At 29.9% G+C, this 22135-nt stretch carries 32 protein-coding genes; 16 read left to right on the top strand and 16 right to left on the bottom strand.

The window, feature by feature from the left end; translation table 11 throughout:
- Positions 1-6 precede the first annotated feature (6 nt).
- On the bottom strand, positions 7-435 hold the full coding sequence (locus NMSP_RS04825) for a hypothetical protein (RefSeq protein WP_152023811.1): 429 nt from the start codon (positions 433-435) through the stop codon (positions 7-9).
- 204 nt (positions 436-639) lie between these two features.
- On the opposite strand from NMSP_RS04825, the gene NMSP_RS04820 reads away from it, so the two are divergent.
- The 6 genes from NMSP_RS04820 to NMSP_RS04805 all read left to right on the top strand — a co-directional run bounded on the left by NMSP_RS04820 (position 640) and on the right by NMSP_RS04805 (position 4352).
- Positions 640-1335: a phosphoglycolate phosphatase gene (locus NMSP_RS04820; protein ID WP_086908387.1), complete on the top strand. Its 696-nt coding sequence runs from the start codon at positions 640-642 to the stop codon at positions 1333-1335.
- A gap of 1 nt (position 1336) precedes the next feature.
- Positions 1337-3223 carry an arginine--tRNA ligase gene (locus NMSP_RS04815; protein ID WP_086907705.1) on the top strand — a complete coding sequence of 629 codons (1887 nt, stop codon included), beginning with the start codon at positions 1337-1339 and terminating at the stop codon, positions 3221-3223.
- A 5-nt stretch (positions 3224-3228) separates the two neighbouring features.
- Positions 3229-3411, top strand: coding sequence for a hypothetical protein (locus tag NMSP_RS08260; RefSeq protein WP_152023810.1), 183 nt, complete (start codon positions 3229-3231; stop codon positions 3409-3411).
- Between the two features lie 89 nt (positions 3412-3500).
- Positions 3501-3629, top strand: coding sequence for a hypothetical protein (locus NMSP_RS08695; RefSeq protein ID WP_264080384.1), 129 nt, complete (start codon positions 3501-3503; stop codon positions 3627-3629).
- Positions 3630-3683: 54 nt separating this feature from the next.
- Positions 3684-3878 (top strand): hypothetical protein, encoded by a 195-nt coding sequence (locus NMSP_RS04810; protein ID WP_086907704.1) that lies wholly within the window; start codon positions 3684-3686, stop codon positions 3876-3878.
- 198 nt (positions 3879-4076) lie between these two features.
- Positions 4077-4352 (top strand): winged helix-turn-helix domain-containing protein, encoded by a 276-nt coding sequence (locus tag NMSP_RS04805; protein WP_086907703.1) that lies wholly within the window; start codon positions 4077-4079, stop codon positions 4350-4352.
- On the opposite strand, the gene NMSP_RS04800 is transcribed toward NMSP_RS04805, so the two are convergent.
- On the bottom strand, positions 4349-4909 hold the full coding sequence (locus NMSP_RS04800; protein WP_086907702.1) for an MEDS domain-containing protein: 561 nt from the start codon (positions 4907-4909) through the stop codon (positions 4349-4351). The two genes, NMSP_RS04805 and NMSP_RS04800, sit on opposite strands and share 4 nt — an antisense overlap.
- Before the next feature lie 170 nt (positions 4910-5079).
- On the opposite strand from NMSP_RS04800, the gene NMSP_RS04795 reads away from it, so the two are divergent.
- Positions 5080-5943, top strand: a complete 864-nt coding sequence (locus NMSP_RS04795; RefSeq protein WP_086907701.1) for a cobalamin B12-binding domain-containing protein — start codon at positions 5080-5082, stop codon at positions 5941-5943.
- 26 nt (positions 5944-5969) lie between these two features.
- Here the strand turns inward: NMSP_RS04795 and NMSP_RS04790 are convergent, their stop codons facing one another.
- From NMSP_RS04790 to NMSP_RS04775, 4 genes are all read right to left on the bottom strand, one after another.
- Positions 5970-7289 carry a coiled-coil domain-containing protein gene (locus NMSP_RS04790; protein ID WP_086907700.1) on the bottom strand — a complete coding sequence of 440 codons (1320 nt, stop codon included), beginning with the start codon at positions 7287-7289 and terminating at the stop codon, positions 5970-5972.
- 110 nt (positions 7290-7399) lie between these two features.
- Positions 7400-7951: a hypothetical protein gene (locus NMSP_RS04785; protein ID WP_152023809.1), complete on the bottom strand. Its 552-nt coding sequence runs from the start codon at positions 7949-7951 to the stop codon at positions 7400-7402.
- A 67-nt stretch (positions 7952-8018) separates the two neighbouring features.
- Entirely contained in the window at positions 8019-9362 is a 1344-nt protein-coding gene (locus NMSP_RS04780; protein ID WP_086907698.1) for a cryptochrome/photolyase family protein, read from the bottom strand.
- A 20-nt stretch (positions 9363-9382) separates the two neighbouring features.
- On the bottom strand, positions 9383-9943 hold the full coding sequence (locus tag NMSP_RS04775; protein WP_086907697.1) for a hypothetical protein: 561 nt from the start codon (positions 9941-9943) through the stop codon (positions 9383-9385).
- Positions 9944-10053: 110 nt separating this feature from the next.
- On the opposite strand from NMSP_RS04775, the gene NMSP_RS04770 reads away from it, so the two are divergent.
- The 3 genes from NMSP_RS04770 to NMSP_RS08485 all read left to right on the top strand — a co-directional run bounded on the left by NMSP_RS04770 (position 10054) and on the right by NMSP_RS08485 (position 11122).
- A complete protein-coding gene (locus NMSP_RS04770; RefSeq protein WP_086907696.1) occupies positions 10054-10461 on the top strand; it encodes a hypothetical protein in 408 nt (135 codons plus the stop codon).
- Positions 10462-10534: 73 nt separating this feature from the next.
- Positions 10535-10936, top strand: coding sequence for a hypothetical protein (locus tag NMSP_RS04765; protein ID WP_225971243.1), 402 nt, complete (start codon positions 10535-10537; stop codon positions 10934-10936).
- Positions 10937-10966: 30 nt separating this feature from the next.
- Positions 10967-11122 carry a hypothetical protein gene (locus NMSP_RS08485; RefSeq protein ID WP_192866140.1) on the top strand — a complete coding sequence of 52 codons (156 nt, stop codon included), beginning with the start codon at positions 10967-10969 and terminating at the stop codon, positions 11120-11122.
- Positions 11123-11130: 8 nt separating this feature from the next.
- Here the strand turns inward: NMSP_RS08485 and NMSP_RS04760 are convergent, their stop codons facing one another.
- From NMSP_RS04760 to NMSP_RS04745, 5 genes are all read right to left on the bottom strand, one after another.
- The gene (locus NMSP_RS04760; RefSeq protein WP_086907694.1) at positions 11131-11430 is read right to left on the bottom strand and encodes a hypothetical protein; all 300 of its coding nucleotides are present in this window, start codon (positions 11428-11430) and stop codon (positions 11131-11133) included.
- Positions 11431-11516: 86 nt separating this feature from the next.
- Positions 11517-11927, bottom strand: coding sequence for an AtaL-like protein (locus NMSP_RS04755; RefSeq protein WP_086907693.1), 411 nt, complete (start codon positions 11925-11927; stop codon positions 11517-11519).
- A gap of 6 nt (positions 11928-11933) precedes the next feature.
- Complete coding sequence (locus tag NMSP_RS04750) at positions 11934-12446, bottom strand: hypothetical protein (RefSeq protein WP_086907692.1); 513 nt, start codon at positions 12444-12446, stop codon at positions 11934-11936.
- 49 nt (positions 12447-12495) lie between these two features.
- The gene (locus tag NMSP_RS08480; RefSeq protein WP_192866139.1) at positions 12496-12636 is read right to left on the bottom strand and encodes a hypothetical protein; all 141 of its coding nucleotides are present in this window, start codon (positions 12634-12636) and stop codon (positions 12496-12498) included.
- A gap of 64 nt (positions 12637-12700) precedes the next feature.
- Positions 12701-13021: a hypothetical protein gene (locus NMSP_RS04745; RefSeq protein ID WP_086907691.1), complete on the bottom strand. Its 321-nt coding sequence runs from the start codon at positions 13019-13021 to the stop codon at positions 12701-12703.
- A 42-nt stretch (positions 13022-13063) separates the two neighbouring features.
- Here NMSP_RS04745 and NMSP_RS04740 point away from each other — a divergent pair, with 42 nt between their 5' ends.
- From NMSP_RS04740 to NMSP_RS04725, 5 genes are all read left to right on the top strand, one after another.
- Positions 13064-13807: a restriction endonuclease gene (locus NMSP_RS04740; protein ID WP_086907690.1), complete on the top strand. Its 744-nt coding sequence runs from the start codon at positions 13064-13066 to the stop codon at positions 13805-13807.
- Positions 13808-13865: 58 nt separating this feature from the next.
- Positions 13866-14012 (top strand): hypothetical protein, encoded by a 147-nt coding sequence (locus NMSP_RS08475; protein WP_192866138.1) that lies wholly within the window; start codon positions 13866-13868, stop codon positions 14010-14012.
- 55 nt (positions 14013-14067) lie between these two features.
- Positions 14068-14976 carry a tRNA (adenine-N1)-methyltransferase gene (locus tag NMSP_RS04735; RefSeq protein ID WP_086907689.1) on the top strand — a complete coding sequence of 303 codons (909 nt, stop codon included), beginning with the start codon at positions 14068-14070 and terminating at the stop codon, positions 14974-14976.
- A 76-nt stretch (positions 14977-15052) separates the two neighbouring features.
- Positions 15053-15901 carry an NAD(P)H-hydrate dehydratase gene (locus NMSP_RS04730; protein WP_420887404.1) on the top strand — a complete coding sequence of 283 codons (849 nt, stop codon included), beginning with the start codon at positions 15053-15055 and terminating at the stop codon, positions 15899-15901.
- Positions 15902-15906: 5 nt separating this feature from the next.
- Complete coding sequence (locus tag NMSP_RS04725) at positions 15907-17259, top strand: M20/M25/M40 family metallo-hydrolase (RefSeq protein ID WP_086907687.1); 1353 nt, start codon at positions 15907-15909, stop codon at positions 17257-17259.
- Here NMSP_RS04725 and NMSP_RS04720 read toward each other — a convergent pair.
- Positions 17256-17675, bottom strand: a complete 420-nt coding sequence (locus NMSP_RS04720; RefSeq protein ID WP_086907686.1) for a DoxX family protein — start codon at positions 17673-17675, stop codon at positions 17256-17258. The two genes, NMSP_RS04725 and NMSP_RS04720, sit on opposite strands and share 4 nt — an antisense overlap.
- 171 nt (positions 17676-17846) lie before the next feature.
- On the opposite strand from NMSP_RS04720, the gene NMSP_RS04715 reads away from it, so the two are divergent.
- Positions 17847-18443 (top strand): Ntn hydrolase family protein, encoded by a 597-nt coding sequence (locus tag NMSP_RS04715; protein ID WP_225971242.1) that lies wholly within the window; start codon positions 17847-17849, stop codon positions 18441-18443.
- Between the two features lie 7 nt (positions 18444-18450).
- Here the strand turns inward: NMSP_RS04715 and NMSP_RS04710 are convergent, their stop codons facing one another.
- The 4 genes from NMSP_RS04710 to NMSP_RS04695 form a co-directional block, all read right to left on the bottom strand.
- Positions 18451-18927 carry a PUA domain-containing protein gene (locus tag NMSP_RS04710; RefSeq protein WP_086907684.1) on the bottom strand — a complete coding sequence of 159 codons (477 nt, stop codon included), beginning with the start codon at positions 18925-18927 and terminating at the stop codon, positions 18451-18453.
- Positions 18924-19934, bottom strand: coding sequence for a homoserine dehydrogenase (locus tag NMSP_RS04705; protein ID WP_086907683.1), 1011 nt, complete (start codon positions 19932-19934; stop codon positions 18924-18926). The genes NMSP_RS04710 and NMSP_RS04705 overlap by 4 nt, the downstream gene beginning before the upstream one ends.
- Positions 19935-20072: 138 nt before the next feature.
- Complete coding sequence (gene msrB, locus NMSP_RS04700; RefSeq protein ID WP_086907682.1) at positions 20073-20471, bottom strand: peptide-methionine (R)-S-oxide reductase MsrB; 399 nt, start codon at positions 20469-20471, stop codon at positions 20073-20075.
- A 36-nt stretch (positions 20472-20507) separates the two neighbouring features.
- Positions 20508-22130, bottom strand: a complete 1623-nt coding sequence (locus tag NMSP_RS04695) for an FAD-dependent thymidylate synthase (protein ID WP_192866137.1) — start codon at positions 22128-22130, stop codon at positions 20508-20510.
- Positions 22131-22135 lie beyond the last annotated feature (5 nt).

Below are 22135 nucleotides of genomic sequence, written 5' to 3'. Positions count from 1 at the left end.
TTTTTATTAATTTATGTGATCTCTAAAATCCATAACACATTTTCTTAATGTACTCACATCTACATCAAATGCAATCCATGTTGGATTGCCCTCATTATCTAGATCTACATTTAAAATATTCATTGGCATTTTGGTGAATCCTGCTTCAAACAAATCATTGATTGATTTTGGTAATTCTGTTAATGCGAGATGATATTTTGTCGTATGATCTCGAAATTTATGCCTGTAATTGACTTCATACTTGTTCTCTGAATCCAAAGTTAATGATTTCATGTAGACTAATTTCCCATATTCTTCTATGGCGTTAGCAAATATTGAATACATTTCATTGATATAAACTTCTGATAGTTCTGTATTTGGTTCTACTAAGCATTGATTGAGAAAATCTAACATACTTGAAACGTTGTCTCGAATCTTTTTTTGTGTTTGATTCATTTGATCACTTGTAATCTTCTTAAAACTGGCCAAGTGAATACCTGATTAATTATCTGAACTTAAGCTTATGGATTATTGTTTATTATATAATATTGATTAAAAATTCCAAAATTTTAGCTGAAATTGTATTTTTGTCCTCTTTGAGTTTATTCGTTATTGAAATACACTGAGCAACTTATTATTTACCAAAAAAAAATTCAAATTATGAATAAGAAAACTTTTGCAGTTGATATTGATGGAACAATCACTGAAAATGGTGGCGGTAGGATTCATCTTGATGCACTTGAATCTCTTCGAAGATTAACTAACATGGGACATGATGTGATTTATGTGACTGGAAGGTCTTCTGTTGAAGCATACTTGCTTTCAGTATTTGGTGGAACTAAAAAAATTGCAGTTGGTGAAAACGGTGGTTGTATTGCAATGGATGCTGATGATCATATTTTGTTGGGTAATATTGAAGAATGCAATAAAGCATTTGAACTAATAAAAAATTCTATTGATGGAGTAGAAAAAAAACCTGTATTTCCTAGGTTGACTGAAGTAGTTTTGGAAAGAACATTTGACTTAGACGATGCTCGAAAAATTCTTTCTGAACATGACCTTGATGTTAATCTCTCTGACAGCCAATATGCAATTCATATTAATTCTAAAGGCATAGACAAAGGAACTGGTTTTACTGAATTAATGAATAAATTCAACATAATGAAAGATGATGTAATTGCCATCGGAGATAGTGCTACTGATGTCCCTTTGTTTAAAGTGGCAAAAACAAGTATTGCGCTAGGGAATGCCTCTGATTTGGTACGTTCTGAGGCTACAATGACTGTATCTGCAAGTAGTGGTGATGGTGTTTTAGAAGCATTAGATAAATTAGCACCTAAATTATCTGAAATATAGTATGACATTTCAAATTATTCTTGATGAAATTGAAAATAATCTGAAAAAAATTATTCAAGAACTCTCTATTTCTAACATCTCTTTTTCTGTAGAAGTTGCAAAGCCCGGGTTTGGTGATGTAAGTTCTAACATTGCATTTTTACTTGCAAAAGAATTGAAAAAAAGTCCTAAAGAAATCACTCAAATTATTTCTGAAAAATATTCTCAATGCTCTAATGTGTTTGTTTTGAAATCTGAAGGACATCCATCTGGATATCTAAACTTCTTTGCTGATTGGCCAAAATTAAGTAAATTAATTTTATCTGAATCTTATTCTGATACATACGGTGATATTGATATTGGAAAAAATTCTGATATTGTGGTAGAACATACTAGTGTGAACCCCAATAAAGCATTGCACATTGGACATATTCGTAACATTGTTGTTGGTGACACTATTTCTAGAATTTTAAATAAAGCAAATTACAAAGTTAATGTTCTTAATTACATTGATGATTCTGGTTTACAGGTTGCTGACATCATTGTAGGATTCAAACATTTTGGATTTAGCGAAGAGTCCCCTGATGGGAAAAAATTTGATCATTATTGTGGAGATGATGTTTATGTTAAAACTACCCAGAAATATGATCTTGATCCTTCTCTTGAGGAGATTAGAAAAACTACTTTAAAAGAACTTGAAGATGGTACTTCTAAAATTGCAAAATTTGGTGACATGATTACACGAAAAGTTTTATCTGGACAATTAGAAACATGTTGGAATCTCAATGTCTCCTATGATTGTCTAAATTTTGAATCTCAAATAATTCGTTCAGGGTTATGGCTCAAAATATTTGAAAAACTCAAGGGTATGGGGCTAATCGAATTTGAAAATACTGGTAAAAACGCTCAATGTTGGGTTATTCGTGGTGATGGCAAAGAGGAAGATAAGGTAATTGTTAGAAGTAATGGCACTGCCACCTACATTGCCAAAGATATTCCATACGCTGCTTGGAAATTGGGTCTGTTAGAGGATCCATTTAACTATAAAAAATACAACTCGTCTCAACCTAACTCTAAAACTCTCTGGGAAACTACCCTGGATGATTCGGATCATCCATCTCAAAACTTTACTGCAGAAAAAGTAGTAACTGTTATTGATTCCCGTCAAGAACGATTACAAAAAATTATCACTACGTTAATGGAAAAATTTAATTCTATTCCTAATAGTTATGTTCATCTTGGATATGAATCTGTTACATTAAGTGCAAATACTGCAAAAACTCTTGGTTTAGAGACTGATGGTAAACAAGCTCAGATGTCTGGAAGAAAAGGATTGTATGTGAGTGCTGACTCTGTTTGTGAACTTTTAAAACAAAAAATAACTGACGAAACAAAAAAACGACATCCTGGAATGGCTTCCTCTGAAATTGATCAAATTGCCCAATCTGTTTCAATTGGAACTTTGCGTTATGAGATGATTAAACAAGATTTAGATAAAATAATTACATTTGATCTGACAAAATCTCTTAGTTTGGAAGGGGATACTGTTCCCTACATTCAATATTCATATGCTAGGGCATCAAGAATTTTAGAAAAATCTGGAATTGAACCTAACACTGATGTTGATTTTTCATTGCTTAAAGAAAAATCTGAAATTGATCTAGTAAAAATAATTGGTCTTTTCAATTTACAGGTTAGAGATGCTGTGAATAATTTTGCGCCTAAAGTAATTGCTAGATATTGTCATGATCTAGCTGTATCTTTTAATTCCTTTTATGAACATGTGAAAGTTTTAGATTCTGAAAACGAAGATTTGAAATCGAGTAGAATATGTTTGGTTAATTCTTTTAACTTGACGTTAGAAAAAGCATTGGATTTACTTGGAATCTCTGCACCATCTAAAATGTAAAACTTATGAGAATTAATATAATAATTCTGATAATTGCTTTGATAAGTATTTTGATTGGTACTGTGGGATTTGATTATTTTGTTGCATTCAATCAGGAACGTGAATTAGAAAATCTGATCATTTCTTGTATGGAACAACATGGCCATTATAGTGATGAACTTGTTTCTTGTTTGAACGAAGAAATTTAATGAATTTATTAAATTTTCTAGTTTTGATTCTTTACCACTAGAATTTTTTTTTCATATTTGTCATATACTCTAATTTTGGTATATTGTTTATGGTTATGAAATTAGATGATAAGAAAACTCTGTTATTTGGATTATCTATGACTTTGGGAATCACCATTTTTGGAGGTTATGTTATTATGAATTTTTTAATGCCTCACTGTAAAGACGTAATGTGTTAATTTGAAAATATTTGCTATCGTCAACCTTAAGTTGTAAATGATTCAATCAAATTCATGAATTGTTTTGTTTGTGGAAAAGAGAAACAAGATTTTGAAGTTTGGACCAATAAATTAGTTATAGGTATTACCTATGATTCTGATTTCCAAAATAATGATGTTATTTCTAGTATGTCTGAAAAATCTATAATTTGCCATCAATGTATAATTGAGATTCAAAAAGAGGTCAAAGAGAATCCTAAATCTGACTGATTTTTAATTAATACATGTCAGTGGCAACATTTGTTGCCACTGGAGATTATTTGTAACGTGACTACTGTCAGTACAAATTTTTCTCAGGCGTGCAAACCTGTGATTTCAATATTTTTCTTTTAAAAAAAGTTTTATTTTTCTCTTTATTGCTAGCTTCAACATTTTTTAAGCCTACCATATGATTAATTTTGAGCATCATTGAAAAACAAGAGAAGTAAATTACAAATCTATTTTGATGTTATAACTGCAATTTTGGTTGAAAAACAAAATAATTCTGAAATTTCAAAAACCAGACTTCAACACAAATCAAATACTTCTTACGATAAACTTTTGAAATACCTTGATGAAATGAGTGAAAAGGGACTAATCAAATTAGAAAATGAAATAGATACCACTGAATTGGGAATAAAGTTTCATGAAGATTATTCTGCTGTAAATGACTTGATTGATGAAATTACGCAAAGACTATCTTAGGCAAAAGTGAATTTTTCTATTTTATCTTCTTTTGTTAAAAATAATATTTCGTGATGTGAATCAAGTAAATTTTTCATAAACTCTGGTGCTATTTGTTTGTCTACACTTGGTACGTGGAATGAACAGATAAAATTTCCTGGAATTTTATGAAATCTATCATCTACACATTGTTCAATCTCTTCCATTGATTCTGTTTTTTTCTCTGAATTAAAATCAAAGTAATGTGTTGAAACTACTCTAATTTTTTTATCTTGTGGTAATGCTTTCACTTTATCCATGATCATTTTCTCATATTCTTCAAATTCTTTTGGTATTTGGACGATGTTTAGTGATTCATTTTCGACATTTTTCTTTACATCAATACCAAATTCTTCCATTTTATTTTTTAATCTTTCAGGATCATTTGTTGTGTAGAAACAAATTTGGGATTTTTCTAAACCTGTTTTTATAAACTTAAACTCTATTTCTTCTGCCTTTTTTTGTTCTTCATGAAATAATAGAATGTGTGCATCATCTAATTTTTCTAAATGTTCATGACCGATTTCTTGATAACTCATTGTAATACTTATTTTCCATAATTTCTAGTATTAAGAGATTTTTATTAGAAATCCGTGGTGCCATACTCTGATTATTTTCATTATGATTCGATTTTTTTGTAATATTACAATGTATCATGGGACTCATCAAGGTGCGTAATTGGATTAAATACTAATGCCTTATCTTAGTCATGGCATATCTGAGAGTCAAATCCATTCGTGGTCAAAAATATCTTTATTTGGTAAAAAGTTCATGGGATGCTAAAAAAAAGACCTCAAAACAATCCATTATCAAATATTTGGGAATAGAATCTGATGTGACTATTAATGACGTACCTGAAGACTATCGAAATTCCAAAAAAATATCTGATTATTTCTTAAACCAAAAATACTTTCAACCTAAAGTCCAGAATGAATTAATTCAAAAATTGCAGTTAGATATGCTGACCTCATTAAAAAATGGGGATTTTGTAAATACCTACTCTATGCTTGAATCGTATGAAAAAATCTATGGGATTGAATCCTTCATGGATGAAGTTTTAATTCCTTTAATTGGAGAAATTGGAAATCTGGGAAATTCCAAAAAAATTGATTTAGGAACTCAAACAACATGCTATAATGCAATTGAGGATTTATTGAACATGATTATTGAAAAAAGTTCTGTTAATCCATCTAAGAAAAAAATCTTGATTTGTGTACCTAACGGTGAGCAACATACATTGGGAACAAAAATTCTTCAAACTAAACTTTCGTTAAAAGGAAATGTGGTTGACAACCTTCCTCCATTTACTCCCTCTTCATTAATTATGGAATCAATTGAACATGATAATCCTGATTGTGTCTTTGTGTCTGTAACTTTAGATGAAAATCTTTTATCAGCCAAACGAATGGTTGAGAAAATTAATGAAAAATTTGGACTTCCAATAATTGTTGGTGGAAATGCTGTACAAAACGATTCCGAGAATTGGGACCTACCTATAGCTAAAAATCTCTCTATTCCAAAAATTCTAAAACTTATTCAGTCCAAAAAATTACAAATTCTTACAACTAAATGAGATTCCATTTTTGAGATTTTTTTAATTTATTTTTTTAGAATTTTATCTTTTTTATTGATCTCTTTGTTAATTTTAGATTGTTTTTTCTTCAATTTTTGATTTTTTTCTTTAATTTTTTCATCTATTTTTTTACGTTTTTTTTCTAAAATCTCTAATTTTCTCTCTTCTTTGATAATTTGCTTTTTGGCCTTTTCTTGCTTTTTGGCCTCACTTTTTTCTTTTTTGATCTTATTTTTGATATTATTTTTTTCTTTTAGGATGGTTTTAGACACTTTTACTCTTTCTTTAATTGATTTATTGAGTTCTGTTTCCATTATTTTTATCTCTTTTTTCAATACCTCTGCTTGTTTGATTTCTTGTTTTTCTGCATTAACCTGTGATGTGATTTCATCATAATCTTTTTTTGTTTTTTCTAACTCTATTTGTTTATCTTTTATTTCTTCAGCCCTTTTTGCTTGGTCGATTAATCTATCTTTTTGATCTTTAGCCATTTTTACTAATTTTTGTTTTTCTGAATTTACTTGTGATTCTATTTTTACCTGTTCTGCTTGTGCTTGAATCAGCTGCGTTTTTTGTTCTTCTAATTCTTTAGAAATGACATCTTTTTCAATATCTATTTTTTTTAAAATTTTTGTTCGTTCATCTTTTACTTTAACTAATTCTTTTTTTTGTAAATTTACAGTTTCTGTCAATTCTGTCTGTTTTTGAATTAAACCTCTTTCTTCTTTGATTTCTCTCTCTAGTTTTTCTCTTTCTTTCTTTAATTTTTCATCATTCTTTTCTCTTTCTTTTGTTAATTTATTTAATTTCTCATTTTGTTCGTTTATTTCTTTTGAATCTTTATTCTGGTTCGATATCTCTTTTTCTTCAATTTTTATTTTATCTGATATTTTTTCTAATTTTGGTTCATAAATTGATGGTTTCCAATCTTTGGGCATGGCTCCTTCCCTCTTATTTTCTATTTTTTGAATTTTAACTTCTTTTTCTTGATTTTGAATTATTTTTATTCCAAAATTATTCTTTAAATATTGCCTATCAGATTCATAGAGAATTTTTTGTTTTTTTAACATTGTTTGGATGTGTTCTAATCTTCCAGGATCTCCTTTTCCTAATTTAATTAATTTTTGAATTTGTTCAGTTTTGCTTATTTTTTTAACCGGTTTTTCTTCTTCAAAAATTATTTCTGAATTTATTTTATTTTCTAAGTAAATTCTATCTGTATTGTATAGTGGTTTTTTCTTTTTTAGAAAATCTATTATGTGTTCTAATCTGCCTATGTCTCCTGAATTACTATCAATTAATTTTTCAATTTTTTCAATTGTTGTAATTACTGTGATCTTTTCCATCTACAAATCCTTAATGAATTTGAATAAATATAGTATAAAACAACTATTAATTCTAATTTTTTAATATTTCTTCAATAATTTTTATGAAATACCTGTATTTTTAATGAATTTTATATCGTAATTTTAATTTTCAATTGTTCATTAATGTCATCAATTACTGCTTTCATGATATTGGTGTTTGAAGTGAAAAATCCTCTGTATTCTCTGTCTCCAAGATCTTCAGCAACTAGTCCAAAAGCTCCTTTTTCCCCTCTTGTGGCAACAATCCACATTGGGGAAATATTTGTGCCATCACAACTAACTACTTCTGCAGATTGTGGTGGATGAGGAGCTAATTCTGGATTGATGAAATTTCCAATAATCCATGCTTTTGAAATTTTTGATAGGATGTCTAGGTATCTTTCCTCCACATACTTGTACCTTTTTTCTGTTTCAAAAGTTGCTAGTAAAGGTGCATCGTGTTTTACTGCGTAATTTTCTAATAATATACTCAATCGGTAGAGTTCTTCTTTACCTGTTTTGAAATTAACATAATTTGCTTTTTGATATTCTTCTAGTGACCATAATAAATTATGATTGGTAATATCTGTGGTTTCTTTTTCTGCAAACGTTGGAAATTTCTCCCAAATGTCATCCATGAAACTGACGTAATGTTCTGTCATACCAAGATTCATTTTTTTTAGTATATAATCTACTAATTATTTCTACAAATAGTGCCAACTTTTTTTATTATTGTGATTTAAAAATATTTTTTGTTTTTTCAGCTTCGATTTTATGCTCAATCATTGGTTTTGGATATTTCAAGCCGTCTGGAAATTTATTCCATAAATTATGAATTATTTTGGGTTCTATTTCGTTTAATTCTAGAATCCATTTTTTGATATATTTGCAATCCAAATCAAATCTTTCTTGCTGTCTCCATGGATTAAATATTCTAAAGTATGGGACTGCATCGCATCCCGTCGAAGCTGCCCATTGCCAATTTCCTGAATTTACTGCAGGATCATAATCAATCAATTTTCGAGCAAAATATCTTTCTCCCCATCTCCAATCAATATGCAAATCTTTAGTTAGAAATGACGCAACAACCATTCTGACTCTGTTGTGCATGAAACCTGTATTGTTTAATTGTCTCATTCCTGCATCTACAATTGGAAATCCTGTTTCTCCTTCTTTCCATTTTTTAAATAATTTTTCAGAGTTTTCCCATGGTATGTCTTGAAATTTCTGTTTAAATGACTTTTTTTCTACGTGTGGAAAATGAAATAAAATATAATTGAAAAATTCTCTCCAGTATATTTCTCCCATAATAGTATGATTTACGCCTAAAATTTCTTTAATTTGAGTATAAATTTCTCTAATTGACATAGTACCAAATTTGTTATGGGCTGAAAGTAATGTGGTCTGATTTAATCCTGGAAAATCTCTAACTTTGTCATAATCTCGGAATTTTTCTAGATTTTTTAAAATTTTTAATCCTTCTTTTCTACCTCCTTTTATTTCTGAATCCAAATTTTCTACATCCTTGATAGAATTGTTAGAAATATTTTCTTTTGAATAATTTTTATTTGAATTTTTTATGATTTTTCTAACTGGGAATATTTTTGCTTTTTTGTAGAAAAATGAATAAATTGTATATGGCGAGTCATCATTTGTTTTTACATCATGTGGATTATGAAGTAAAAAATCTAATGTACTGTGAAATGGGATTTCATTTTTTTTACAAACTTGAAATATTTTTTCATCTCGTTTTTGTGAATAATTGGAGAAATCTGTATTGGAAAAAATTGATTTTATTCTGTGTTTTTTAATGATTTTTTCTATGCTTTTTTCTGGAGTCCCTTCAAGTATCTGCAACCTACTCCCTTTTTTCTGAAGTTCTTTGTCTAAATCTAATAATGATTCGTTAAGAAAATTCCATCTAAATTTTGCATCTTTTAATTTTTTAATTAAATTGGAATCATAAATAAAACAAGGGATTACTTCTTTTGAATTTTGAAGAGATTCAAGTAATCCCACATTGTCTTCTAATCTTAAATCTCTATGAAAAAGAAATATGCTTTTTTCATACATTTGAATTCTTTTTTTGCTTATTATTGAATATCGAACTTTGAATCTAATGTTTTGCCCATTACTTTTAGTGCATATCTACAAACGTTGGAATTAAGTGTGAAAAACCCTCTAAATTTTCCATCCTCATATTCTTCAGCGATTAAACCGAACGGTCCATATGGTCCTCTGGTGATAACAGTCCATACATTTGCTAAGTTAGTATTGCTGCAACTTAGGAATTCAGAATTTGGTATTACTACATCCGTTGGAATTACTTCATCATCAAAATCTGCAATAATCCATACTTTGGGCATTCCCTTAACCATTTCTTGATATCTTTCTTTTACGTATGAGAACTTGGCAATTTTTTCAAATGTTGCAAGTAATGGCTCTTTATGTTCTTGAGCATAATTTTCTATCATTCTGCTCAAATGGTATAATGGTTTTCTATCTGCATCAAAATTATGATATCCTGCGTCAATAAATTGCTCTAATTTCCAAATTGGTAGTATATCGTTATCTAGATTGTGCCATTCGGCTAATTGAGGAAATTCTTCCCATACTTCGTGTACGAAATCTTTGTCTGTATATGGATTTTCCATGTACTTGCTGTAATCAAATCAGTTATAAATTATTTTTTTGTCTTTTTCTAGTGCCAATTATTGACACTAATGAATAATAGTTTTTATTCTACAAAAAACTGATTTAATGTATGTCCAGATATGAGAAATTACTTCATATGTTGATGGATTATGAACCAACAATTCTACTTACAGCTATTAGTGATACAACTGGAAATATTTTATGGAATACCATCCGTGATGACTCTGAAATTAAAATACCTCTACCTGAAATAAAAAAAACACTTGTACGTGAATCTTCAGATTGGATTAATAGATGTAAAATCGAGGATTCTGATGATCTTGGCAGAGCTATGTATCATATAGCATCCTTTCAAAAAGTCAAACAAGTCACAATTCCTCTTGATGCATTTCATATGTTGTTGATCTATGTTGATAACACTCCTCTCAAAAAAACAAAAACAAAAAGTTATGGCCGATATGTCCAAATGGGAAAAATCATGTCCATCGTTGATTTTGTAAATACATTTGAAGAATAATTATTTAGAATAATTTGGCACTAGAATTCGTAATTTCGAAGATTATATTAACCGAAATACTGTTAATCATATAATGGAAAAATATGAGCAACTTTTGAATATGCTAATGGATTTTAATGAATCTATTAGATTTGCAGCAGTTTCTGATGCAAGTGGAAATTTACTTTGGAATAGTCAAAGAGATGGAGTTTCTAATATTGTTCCAATTGAAAAGACAAAGGCAACCATGTCTAGATCTAGAGGTGAATGGGATGATTATGCTTCATCCGCTGATATTATTGGAGATGGCTTGTACTCTATTACTTCATATGCTAAAATTAAAAGAATAACTATTCCTCTTTCTGACGGCAACATGCTGTTTGTTAGTGTAAATAACAAACCTATGAAAAATGCAAAAAATACCAGCTATGGTCATCTTGTTGAAATGGGTGAGATTTTATCAATCGTCGAGTTTGTAGAATCTAAAAACTTTTGAAATCTGTAAATTTAATTACACTGTGATTTTATGAATGACTTTGTTGCCAAATGTCGAAAATGTGGCTCAAAAATTTTAATTCCTGATCAAGGCCCTTGCACTGATTTAGAATTCATGGATTACATTGTGGGATGTGGGAAACAATGTAAATGCGGACAAAATGATTGGGAACTCTTGTCTCAATAATGTCTAAATTATTTTCTTGGTCTTCTTCTAGGATTTAATTCATAAAATCTTTCAATATTTTCTAACCATTTTTTATTTTCAGGTAAACGTGAACGGGCATGTGGTTTTTTTCCATTTTTTGATAACACTTCACTATGATTTTTGTAAAATTGGTCTATCTCATTTATCATTACATCTAAAAATTCTGATGCATCTTTGCATTCAGTATTTTTTGGTTCTCTATGGGTAATTATTGATTTAGATAAAGTATCTATTTTTGCTACTTTTATTTTATATTCACTTAAAACTCTATATTCAAAAGTTATCATTCGTTAATTCTTTTTTTTATTTGTCTATGTATAGTTTGGCTCTAAAATTCCTCAGTTCATGAAATAAGCATGCATTTTTTACTAATCTATTGTTTTTCTGCAAGTTCCTTCATTTCTTGCACTCCTTTAATTAGAATTTGAGGAAATTTAGTTTCAAGTTCCCTGGCTTGTGGTGTTATTGGAATCCAATTTTGTTCATAAATTAGCGTTAATTTTTCATCAGAATCCTCTATCTTATTGATAAAATAACCTGTAAACATAGGATTTTCAATCAGATCAAATCTTATTATTTTATTTTGTTCATCAATGGTTATTCTTTCTCTAATTGTCATACCAAGTGTATGCATTTGTCGTAAAATCCCATCATCATATTTTTGTAAAACTTCTACGTGAGTAATTTCTTTTATTGTATTATCTGGATGTTGCACTTTATCTAATAATAAAATCCATAATATCTCAAATGTGGCATTTATCTGTTCACTGTGAGAAATCTGCATTTGGATTTATCCATACATTGTTTTGCCAGTTGTTTCATCTGTTAAATTATTTTTTGATGAAAAACTACTAAAATTTGAACGCAGGATTTTTTGAACGTGTCCTGAAACCCTGGCTACATTATCCCAAACATTATGAAATGAAATTCTATTCAAATTTTGTTCATCCACGTGAGAAAAAATTGCCAAACCTGCTATTATTTGACCATCTTTAATCCATTGATGTCCCATATTGCATACTGTGCAAATTTCACTAACCTCCATAATTGTTTTAGAAAATGATGGATTTTTACTAATTAGTAATTTTGAATCTTCAGGTGGGAATCTCATATTTACATTAATGTGTACTCTATCTTCTCTATTGGCATTTTTACTTACAATTACATTTGTTCCCACATGAAATTGCCAATCTACTAGATCACTTTTTTGTTTTATTTTTTCAGTTTGATCCTCATATTTCACGTTAGTAATTTTGATAAATTCTTCCACTAATTGTTTCATTTCGATTGATGTTTTTGTCATAACATTGCTTTTTTTTGTTAGTTATATTTTTGATTAAATAAAAAAAGAGTTAACAATTGTGCCCACCACAGCCACAAGAGTCATGTCCCTCAGTACCTTGAGATTCTTTACCTGCACATCTGGAACATTTGTTTGATCCTGTTGGTGAGAAAAAACCAATTCCACATGATACACATTTCATATTTGCCATAACATTGCTGAAAAATTGCAGTATTTATTGAATACGTTTTGATTCAGCAAAATGATTTTTTTGGTTATTCACTTTTTTTAAAAACACGATATTCTCCAATGATTGAATTACATTGGTGACATGTGTATTGCCCTCTTTCTATTAGAATTAAACCATCTGCAACTGCTTCGTTTGGTTTTTCTTCAATCTGTATTTGAGTTGGACCCTCAAACTCTGAATTACATTGCTTACAAAAATGTTTGATCATTTTTGTTGTATCCAGTTTTTCAAGTTTTCCTAAAAAATATTTTTCCATGTTTGGAACTAGTTTTGATTCTTTTACTTGTTCATCAGTAAGATCTGCTTTTACCCATCCTCCTGAACCTTCTAGTTGAATCTCTGTCAATTTGATTATCTATTTTAATTGCTATTAATAAGTCAAAATGACATGTATTCAATTCATGATTTATCTAATCTTGATAATACTTCTGGCCGTGAATTTGAAGAATTTATCATTAAATTATTTGAACAATTAGGCTACTCTACTACTGTGACAAATCGTTCAAAAGAATATGGTTGTGATATGATGTTACAACAATCTAATTATCGCCTTGCAGTTCAAACTACTCGTTCAGAATCTGAATTAACTTTTACTTCTGTTCAAAGAGTATTGGATTCTTCAAGAAAATACAATTCTCAAATGTCTGTTGTAATCACTAACAACAAATTCCTTTCTTCTGCAAAAAACTTAGCAAAAATCAAAAATGTAGTATTAATAGATCGTAAAAAATTATTGGAATTGATTGATTTATCAAATCTACCTGTAAATGAAAATAAGGATTTAGTTCAATTTTGTAAAAATGTAAAAAATGAATTAATTAAAGAAGATATTGATAAGGAAATTCTGAAATTTTTGGGTCTTGATGCTCCAAAAGTTGATCATAGTTTGTTAACAAAAAATTCTTTTGGTAGAATTACTCCTCTCAATAATAAAAAAGAAAAATTATTTCATATTTTTAAGGAGATACGTGGTGATGATGATTTATCTGTTAATCAAGATATTTTATTTGATTTTATGGACAAATACCCTTTATTATTTGGAACTAGACGGGAATCTGAGGAATTTTTACTTGACATGGTAAATCAATTTGTAATTTTTAAACCAAAAAAGAATTATTATAATTTGGTCTAATTTTCAAATTTTTATTGTAACATATACTATTATTCCACTATTCTAATTTACATGAATTATGGGCAAAATTTCATTGATTGTGGGAATAATTATTGGAATTCTATTTTCTGTTGCATTTCCTGAAGTTGCTCAAACAATTAATGATGCAATAATGCCTATGATTCAATCGTTAAGTGAAAAGATTATTGACTGGATTTCTCAATAAACTATTTTTCCACTTACGAACAAAGATTCTTATCTTAAATTTTTAGAAAAATCATATGACAAAAATTAAGCAAAATTCTCCTGTACTATTCTTTTATAATAATTCAAAAAAATGGTTAATGAATATTTCAAAAAAAGAATCATTTCACACACATATTGGTGTAATCAAACATTCTGATGCTATTGGAAAAGAATATGGTTCTAGATTGATGACTAACAAAGACAAGTACGTGTACTTGTTGGAACCTACCATGTATGACTACATTATGAAAATACAACATGGAACCCAAATTGTTTACCCAAAAGATCTTGGATATATTGCTGCACGCGCCGGAATTAAAGATGGACAAAAAATATTGGAGATTGGAACCGGTAGTGGTTCTTTAACTTCTTTTGTCGCAAGTATAGTGAAACCTCGAGGTCATGTTTACACTTTTGACGTTGATGAGAAATTCATGAAAATTGCAGAAAAAAATATCAGTAGAAGTGGCCTTTCAAAATATGTAACTCAACATAATTTGGATTTAAAAACATCTAAAGAAATCCCTGTTACCGAGATGGATGTTGCCTTGATTGATTTAGGTGACCCTTGGATTGTTATTCCTAAAGTAAGGAAAATGTTGAAGGGAAGTGGTGCAATATTTGCAATTTGTCCAACAATGAATCAGTTGGAAAAATTAACTATGGCATTAGTTGAAAATGAATTTACTGACATAGAATCAACCGAACATATCATTAGAACTATTGAAGCTAGAGAAGGAAAAACTAGACACTCATTTCAAGGAATTGGACATACCACTTACTTGTGTTTTGCAAGAAAAGCATTTTTTGGAAAAACTAAAGCAAAAACAACCACTAAAGCAAAAACAACCACTAAAGCAAAAACAACCACTAAAGCAAAAACAACCACTAAAGCAAAAACAACCACTAAAGCAAAAACAACCCGAAAAAAAACAAAAAACTAGACTAATTTCATTTCCTGATTCAAAACAATATTTATTCATCTAATGAATACTACATTGTACCTTGGAACCTTTGATTTTGTCCGCAACAACAATTAAAAATTTTATTGTTCCTAGAAAGTCTACTTCAAGAAAAGGTGAAAATGGAATTGTTTTGATTGTTGGTGGAAGTTATATTTATCATGGTGCCCCTGTTTTGTCTTCACTAGCTGCATTAAGGTCTGGAACTGATTTAGTTTATACTTGTGTACCAAAAATCAACGTTGCATCAACTCGTTCTATATCTCCTAATCTTATTGTGATTCCTTTAGTAGATCAAAAATTAACTCTTGGTGCAGTAAAGAAACTTGTTGGTGCATTGCCTAATAATTTACATTCAGCAACAATTGGTATGGGTCTTGCAATACAAGAAAAAAACTCATTGTTATATCTTGTAAAATCTCTGTTAGATAGAGATGTTAGATTGTCTTTAGATGCAAGTGCATTAATTCCTGAAGTGTTACCGATTTTAGCTAACAAAAATGTTGTAGTAACCCCTCATGCTGGAGAATTTAAAAGATTATTTGGAGAGATTCTTTCAGATTCAACTTCTGAAAGAATTAACTTGGTTGAGCAAAATGCTTTGAAATATGGTATCACTATTTTGTTAAAGGGTCACACTGACATTATTTCTGATGGCACTGTCACTTATCTATGTGAGAAAAATACTCCTGCCATGACTGTTGGAGGTACTGGAGATGTGTTATCTGGATTAGTTGCTGGATTGCTATCTGGTAATAGAAATTGCTTAGAATCTGCCGCATCTGCAAGTTTCATTTGCAGTGTAGCTGGTAAAAACATACAAGAAAAATTGGGTCTTCACATGACTGCTATGGATTTAATTGATGAAATTCCTTATGCTATGAAACCATTTGATAAAATAATCTGATCACTATGAATGTTTTAAAACATGTAGATGCTCACATGGATGATCTAATTTCTGATCTTCAAAAATTAATCCAACAACCTAGTGTATCTGCCAAAAATGAGGGAATTGAACAATGTGCAAAATTGGTTCAAAAATTATTGAAATCATCTGGTCTTAAATCAGAAATTTTAAGATTGAAAAAAGGTGTTGCTCCTATAGTATTTGCTGAAATTAAATCAAAATCTAATCCTGATAAAACATTGATGTTTTACAATCATTATGATGTTCAACCTGCAGAGCCATTTGATTTATGGGATGATCCTCCGTTCAGTGGGGTGCGAAAAGGAAATAAAATTTTTGGGCGAGGTTCAACCGATGATAAAGGTGAATTGATTACTAGAATTAAAGCAGTTGAATCCTACTTGAAAACAACCGGCGATGTGCCATGTAATATTAAATTTGTAATTGAAGGTGAAGAAGAAACTGGCAGTGCACATATTGAAGAATATTTGAAAAAATACAGAAAAAAATTCTCCAATGATGGTGTGATTTGGGAATTTGGTTATGTTGACGCAAAAAATAGGCCTATCATTGGCTTGGGTATGAAGGGATTGTTATTTGTTGAATTATCTGTTCAGGAATCTATCCGAGATGCTCATTCTAGTTTAGCTGTGTTAATAAAAAATCCTGCATGGCGATTAGTTGATGCTATCAAAACATTACGTGATTCTAATGGAAAAATTCTGATTAAAGATTGGTATAATGAAGTTACTCCATTTTCAAAGGAGGATTTGAAATTAATTGAGAAAGAACCGTTTGATCAAAATGTTTTCAAAAAAGAATTTGGAATCAATAGTTTTGTGGACAATAAAAAAAATCTTGACGCAAAAAAGGCTTTAGTTGGTGATGCTACTTGTAATATTGCAGGATTTGTTTCTGGTTACACTGGTGATGGTGCTAAAACTGTTCTTCCTGGTAGCGCTTTAGTAAAAATCGACTTTAGATTAATTCCTAAAATGGATCCTAAAAAACAAGTCATTCGATTAAAAAAACATCTGAAATCACATGGATTTTCTGATGTAAAAATTAAAATTTTTCATGGAGAGGCTGCTGCTAGAACTGATTCTACTCATCCTTTTGTGTCTCAAGTAAAGACTGCAGCAGATAAGGCCTTTGGAAAATCTATTTTGAATGTTTCAAATGCTGGGACGGGTCCGATGTACCCTTTTGTTGATATTTTAAAATCTCCTTGTATTTCCATTGGGAGCACCTACATGTTTTCTAGAATTCATTCCCCAAATGAATTTGCACGTATTGATTTGTTAAAAAAAACTACAAAGTGTATGTGTTTGATTATGGAAAATTTTGGAAAATATTAATGCAGGCATCGAGGAATTTTTTTAATTATTTGTGATAGTGAAATCCTTCCTGGCCCTGCAACAATTATCACTAATGCAACTGCAAGTAAAATCAAATCAAATTCTATCCCTTTGTCGCCAGTAATACTTTGGGCTCCTTTTACGTGAAATATTGCACCTACCATAATTATTGAAATAATTGATGCTGAAATTCTATTCAAAACTCCGATAATCAACAAAATTCCTGGTACCACTTCTGCCAAGGCAATAATTATGGCTAATTCTCCAGGAATCCCCATCGATGAGATCCATGAAACAAATCCTTCATTCCCAAATTTACTATATCCATGAAGAATGAAGATTACTCCCATTGCTAATCTTAGTCCAAAAAATACTGTATCATTCAAGATTTTTTCTTTGATTTCTGCAGTAGCCATTTACAAAACTCTTATTTTCTATTTTCATTAAAACCCTCTGATTTGTTTGGTTAATGAACCAGTTATTTTTGTAAATTCATTATGCGAATGATCTATTGTTTTTAAATTTTAGCCTCAAATTTCTTCTACATTGTAGAAAGCCCTTTATTATGTGACAAAATTATTTTAAATATGTCAATGTATATGCCAGGAGCAACTGCAGTTGGAGTTACTTTTGACGGTGGCGTAGTTTTTGCTAGTGAAAAAAGGATCGCATTTGGTAATTTTCTTGTTAGTAAAACAACAAAGAAAACTTTCTCTATTACTGATAAAGTTGGTGCCACTTGTGCTGGTCTTGTTGCCGATATGCAAATTTTAACTTTACAAATTTCTGCTCTTGCTAAAATTAGAAAAATGGATATCAAGAGAGATGTTCCTCCAAATACTGTTGCTAAAATGATGTCAAATATGATGTATGAAAGAAGATACTTTCCATTATTGACTCAGGTAATTGTTGGGGGTGTAGTTGATAAACCGGTAATGTATACTCTTGATCCTTTAGGTTCTGTACTTCCTGATGAGTATGCTGCAGTTGGTACTGGTGCTGAAATGGCATTGGGTGTATTGGATCCTCAATTTAAAGAAAATATGACTAAAGATGAGGCAGTAACCCTGGCAAAACATGCAGTTCGTGCAGCATCTCTAAGAGACTCTGCTAGTGGTGATGGATTGGATGTTCTAATTATCACTAAAGATGGAACTGAAGAATTTACTGAAAGTATAAAGTAATTTTAAATTAATCGTAAATAGTTTTTCCAGTTTCCCAAAATTTGTCTGAAATATAGTGTAGATTTTGTATCACTTCACCTTTTTCCATGCTTTCTAATTCTGAACTAGATACAACCGATTTTCCTACTGCTAGGAATTTGTGATGTGTTTCTTCTACAATACAAACTAGCTTATCTTTTTCAAATTCTGTAAATTTCTTTATTCCTGGTCTCATAAGATTTGCTCCTTTACACATGAATTTCACTGCTCCCATATCCACTTCTACGTTGGGAAATTTTTCTAAAATTGTGGTTTCAGATAAAAATGGTAAATAATCATTCTCTATTTTTAAGATTTTTAATCCTTCACCTGTAATTATTTGTGCATCATCCAAAATTTGATGAACTCTTACATTTTTCATTTTAGGAAATTCCATATTCCATTCTTGTGATATTTTTTTAAGTAATGTCGATGTTTCACTTTTTGAAATTAAATTTGATTTCAATTTTTTGCAATCTCTTGTCTAATGTCTAGAAGATCTCTTAAAATGGAACTTGCAGTTTCTGTTCCTCCTGCACCTTTACCAATAATTGTTTGAGTTCCAGAATGCTCTGATGTGAATGCAATTGCATTTAATGTTCCATTTACTCCTAAAGGATCATCTTTTGGTACTTCTTTAGGACTGACCATTAACTCTTTATCGCAAGAAGCAATTAATTTCAATACTGAATTATTTGTTTCTGCCTTTCTAATATCTTCAATTGTTACTTTTCTAATTCCGACACATTTGATATCTGGCATGGTTACTTTCATACCCATTATCCAATTTGCAAGAATAACTAATTTTGCTGCAGCATCTAATCCATCCAGGTCTAATGATTCATCTGCTTCAACATACCCTCTGTCTTGTGCATCTTTCAATGCATCATCAAATGATAAACCTGTGGCCATATTTGATAAAATGTAGTTTGTTGTACCATTAAGAATTCCAGCAAACGATGTGATTTTTTCTCCTCTTAAACTATTTTTGGCATAATCCAATATTGGAGTGCCTCCACCTACTGTTCCACTAAATTTGAACATTACTTGATTATACGTTGCTAATTCCATTAGTGATGGAAATGCTAATGCCAGTGGACCTTTGTTTACTGAGATAACATGCATTCCTTTCTTCATTGCAGTTGTAATGTGTGTCATACCTGGTTCTGCATCTTTATAATTACTAGCTGTTGTTTCAATTAACACATCTGCTTCAACATTTTTTAAAATTTCATTGCCTTTCATGGAATTATTTTTTTCTGAATAATTTTTTACTGTTCCAAATTTTTCTTTTACTTGTATCAGTTTCTCTAAATTTAATCCTGATTGATCAATTGCACTACCTTTACTATCAAACACTGCTAATACTCGTGGTTTCAATCCATATTTGGAATACAATTCTTCTTCTCTTGATTCAAATAATTTTATTAGACTCTGGGCAACTACTCCAAAACCACATAGTATGATTCTCATGCCTCCTCCTCCTGATAATTCACGTTATTGTGGTTCATTTTATTTCTCTTTGATTCCTTAACCTTAATTGTGTTTTATTAATAATTTTTGAATAGAATTTATTTAAAAAAATGATTAATTTCTAGATTAATTTGTCAATTATTCATCTTTTTCATGTTTCAATGAAATTGAATTAATACAATATCTTTGATTTGTAGGCTTGGGACCATCATCAAATACATGTCCTAAATGTGAACCGCATTTTTTGCAGTTAACCTCAGTTCTTACCATTCCATAGTCTGTATCTGAAAGATATTCTATGTTATCTTCTGAAACTGGTTGCCAAAAACTAGGCCATCCTGAACCTGAATCAAACTTTGAATCTGACGAAAATAATTTCTCACCGCAACAAACACATTTGAAAAATCCTTCCAATTTGGATTCATTATACTTGCCTGAAAATGGTGGTTCAGTTCCATGATTGATACAAATTTCAAATTGTTCTGGAGTTAATTCTTTTTTCCATTCTTCTGGATCTTTTTCAATTTTTTCTGTCATGACTTCTCTATGTTTTGATATTATTATAACATTATTTTATTTCTTGATTTTTTTCCTTTTTTCTTCTGTTCTTTTTTCTGCTTCAAATCTTTCTAGATCATATTCTTTTAAATCTACAAATTTCATTATTTTACTTAGATTTGGATGCACTTTGTTAATTTGATTGTACATATTTTGTGCAACTCTTCGATAATCAATATGTCCTTGAGGTATTGTTCTCAATTCAATTAAATGACATGCTTCTCTTAGATTTAATTTCATAAAATATGGATAATTGTATGCAAAATTTACTACATACTGACTTTGTTCTGGAAATTTACTTCTAATTTTCTCAAAAGTCTTTTTAGTATTGTTCATACATTCTTTGAAATCTTTTTCTAAACCAAGTATTTTGATTTCATTTGGTAATACATACCCATGATCTGTTGTTAGTAATTGTCTTTCTAATGTAAGCGCTCTATGTCTGTGAAAATCTCTAAACATTCCAAAGTTATTGCACAAATCAAATGTATAGTATGTATTTTCAAATGCACGTGATGGTCTATGTCTTCTATTGGTTCTTATTTTTATAAATTCATTTATTATTTTGATTTTTTTTGACTTGGGCATTTTTTTAACTTGTTGCATGATGTTTTGATATGATGTACTAGGTGATTGTTCGTACATAATTGAAGTGATGATTTTGTCTAATGCTTGTTTTTCTGTTTCATAATCTACAATTTTTGTAATTGTACCAATTTTTGGATTTGATTTAATTTCTTTTAATGCTATGGCCTTTGATTTGTTCTTCACATCTTTGAGATATTTTTGAAATGCCTTTCCATATTTGTCGTCTGCTCGCCTAACAAATGACTTGATTGTTGTATCTAATTCTTTTTTGATTTTTGAGGCTAATTTTTGTTCTTCATCTAGCTCAGATGAGCCTAGTATTGTAAGTAAATATTCAAATGCTCTGCCATTACCTGTAATTCCTACATTGGTTAGTGTTGATGATGGAAGTAATCCTCGCAAAATATCTAATGCTTTAGCTTTTGTTGAACCTTTGTAAATCATATTTGCAGATTTAATATCTGATTCGTTTTTTAATTTAGAAAATAGTTTTTCTTTTTTATCTATTGAATCCTTGAAACTATATTTTTCAATTGGATATTTTTCTCTAATGTATTCTATCATTGGTTCTATGTTGTTTGAATATGTTTCAAAAGAAAAATTACAACTGTCTTCATAATCATTTGCAAATTTTGAATTCATAATTTTCTCATCTCTATAGAATCTGTATTTTCCGTTTTCTTTTTTATTCCATGTCACATACCTTGATGATTTTTCTAAATATGATAGACCTATTCTTCTATCTTCAATTTTTTTTACTGCTATGTTTGACAATCCTTCAATTGCAATTTGTGCTTCACCTAATTCTGCTACTGAATCATCTCCATACTCTAACAGAACTCTATCGTAGAATTCTTCTCCTCTATTTTTATTTTTTAAAAATTCATCGAGAAAAATTCTTCTCATACTTTTATCAGTTCTACTGTATCTTGACATTAGTGCACCACGATCAACTTGCTGCGGTGTAATTATTGCAAAAACATTATCTTCGGTATTTGAAAAGTGATCTGATAGAGTTTTTTTTTCAGTACTCGAAAATTCTGACAACATGAATA

The organism is Candidatus Nitrosomarinus catalina, assembly GCF_002156965.1.
GTDB lineage: Archaea > Thermoproteota > Nitrososphaeria > Nitrososphaerales > Nitrosopumilaceae > Nitrosopumilus > Nitrosopumilus catalinensis.
Note: the sequence above shows the minus strand (reverse complement) of the source record. Positions and strands in the feature narration are given on the sequence as shown.